The organism is Sulfuricurvum sp. (assembly GCF_049305995.1).
Lineage (GTDB): Bacteria > Campylobacterota > Campylobacteria > Campylobacterales > Sulfurimonadaceae > Sulfuricurvum.
In genome coordinates, this window is record NZ_JBAQPS010000342.1 from 1 (window position 1) to 1,776 (window position 1,776).

Sequence of the window (1,776 nt, forward strand, 5' to 3'; positions counted from 1 at the left end):
CAATTAGCATTACTGGAATTATAATATGAGGTGAGTTTCACCCCATATATTCAAATACGGTATTACCCTCCATAAAATATCGTCCATCAATCTCCAATTCTCTGGCAATCTTTTCATAGTTAAAAAACCACTTTTTGACCACTGCTTTATTTTTTTATATGGATAGTGCAAAAAAATAGCTTCTTAATAGATACAGATGCTAAATATTGATTTTGAAGCAATTTGATGCAATATAAACTACACAAAAACTTCACATTTTTTTGAAGATTAAAATTCATGTGTTCTTGATTCAGAATTACAAATTATAAAATCTATCCACAAACGTCATAATTTTCTCTAAAACTCTCGGCACCACTTTTCGGCGTTCCAAATGTAGCCGTTTTTATTGGTATTGACGACTCTATCAATAATCGCCTCAGTCGCATGGTATTGATACGGGCGTAGAATCATCGGCTTTTTATCGCTCTCTTGCAATACGATGTATTTACATATCATCTTAGAGATATGACACGACTCTAAAAATACATCAGTGAACTCATTAAGATTAGTAATATTTTTATTCTCTTTGTCTGCCCAAAAGAAAGTTTGTTTAAATGACTGATGGCGGTTGTTGGCATAGTATTTGGTATTCACTCCATTGGAGATGACAAAGATTTGGACGTAGTGAAATAAAGCACTATTGGCACCATATGAATGACGCTGATAACGGTTGACTTGATTGAACGCTTCTTTGAGTTCTAATCCACGGCGTTTGAGTTCGATTTGCACGAGCGGAATACCGTTGATGAGAATACTCACGTCGTATCGGTTTTTATAGCTCCCCTCGATGGTGACTTGGTGGGTCACTTGAAAAAGGTTTTGGCACCAGTGTTCGGAGTCGATAAATTCGATATATTTGGTCGTGCCGTCTTCACGGTTAAGGGCATATTTGTCACGAAGGATTTTTGCCTTTTCGAAAACGTTCCCTTTGTTCAGGTGGTTGAGGATACGGGCGAATTCCACATCATCAAGGGTGGTCTTGTTGTGCTTTTCGAGTTGCTTTTTTAGGTTTGCGAGGAGTTCAGCTTCGTTACGGATGATGACTTTGTCATACCCCAACGAAACGAGTTGTTTGAGGAGGTTTTCTTCGAGGATTGCTTCGGATTGCTTACTCATAGCTCTCCTGTCGATGTAGCACACGACCGATAAAAATAGTTTCATCAATAACATCAAACAAAACCCGATAATCTCCTACACGTAAACGATAGGCAGGTTCAAAATTGGTCAATTTTTTAATATTGGAAATATCGGGGAAATTTTTTAAAAGAGAGATTTTATCGTGAAGTTTACTCTTGAAAGGTTCATTGATTTTTTGAAGGTCTTTGATAGCACTTTTGCGGATTTCAATGCGCATTTTTTAGATATTCTTCAAAAGGGATACTCTCTTCATTGCGTGTTTTTGATAGTGCTTTTAAATCTTCTATATCGTCTTTGGAAACGACTTCCAGCCCATCTTTTTTGAAATGCTCTAACAGCCATAAAACCTTAGTGAACAATTGGTCATCTTGAAAATTAATGGTCAATGATTGCATTACGAACTCTCTTATTTCTTTGATGGCATTATTTTAGCACAGTTACACAAACATCTGCTGCAACAGAGCTTTTTTGAAGTTTTTGGCTTCGTCCAGTTCTTTTGCTACGAGGTTGATTTTAGTATCGATAGCAGAGAGAAAGTTGGCGATTTTGGTTTGCTCTTCGATAGATGATGGAATTGTTATTTTTATACCGCCCATGGTG

Annotated in this window: 4 protein-coding genes; all 4 read right to left on the minus strand. The window is 36.9% G+C overall.

The window, feature by feature from the left end; all coding sequences use genetic code 11:
* Positions 1-336 precede the first annotated feature (336 nt).
* Genes WA010_RS11605 through WA010_RS11620 form a run of 4 tightly spaced genes read right to left on the minus strand, consistent with a single transcriptional unit; the run spans position 337 to position 1,772 of the window.
* The gene (locus WA010_RS11605; RefSeq protein WP_422557275.1) at positions 337-1,155 is read right to left on the minus strand and encodes a type I restriction endonuclease; all 819 of its coding nucleotides are present in this window, start codon (positions 1,153-1,155) and stop codon (positions 337-339) included.
* Positions 1,148-1,393, minus strand: coding sequence for a type II toxin-antitoxin system RelE family toxin (locus tag WA010_RS11610; protein WP_422557276.1), 246 nt, complete (start codon positions 1,391-1,393; stop codon positions 1,148-1,150). Before WA010_RS11610 ends, WA010_RS11605 begins: the two co-directional genes overlap by 8 nt.
* On the minus strand, positions 1,383-1,571 hold the full coding sequence (locus tag WA010_RS11615; protein ID WP_422557277.1) for a hypothetical protein: 189 nt from the start codon (positions 1,569-1,571) through the stop codon (positions 1,383-1,385). Before WA010_RS11615 ends, WA010_RS11610 begins: the two co-directional genes overlap by 11 nt.
* A 42-nt stretch (positions 1,572-1,613) precedes the next feature.
* Entirely contained in the window at positions 1,614-1,772 is a 159-nt protein-coding gene (locus WA010_RS11620; protein ID WP_422557278.1) for a restriction endonuclease subunit S, read from the minus strand.
* Between the last annotated feature and the right edge of the window lie 4 nt (positions 1,773-1,776).

Bases quoted from the DNA above. Each gene is read 5' to 3' on its own strand.
- WA010_RS11605 (WP_422557275.1), bottom strand. From the start codon at position 1,155: ATGAGTAAGCAATCCGAAGCAATCCTCGAAGAAAACCTCCTCAAACAA.
- WA010_RS11610 (WP_422557276.1), bottom strand. From the start codon at position 1,393: ATGCGCATTGAAATCCGCAAAAGTGCTATCAAAGACCTTCAAAAAATC.
- WA010_RS11615 (WP_422557277.1), bottom strand. From the start codon at position 1,571: ATGCAATCATTGACCATTAATTTTCAAGATGACCAATTGTTCACTAAG.
- WA010_RS11620 (WP_422557278.1), bottom strand. From the start codon at position 1,772: ATGGGCGGTATAAAAATAACAATTCCATCATCTATCGAAGAGCAAACC.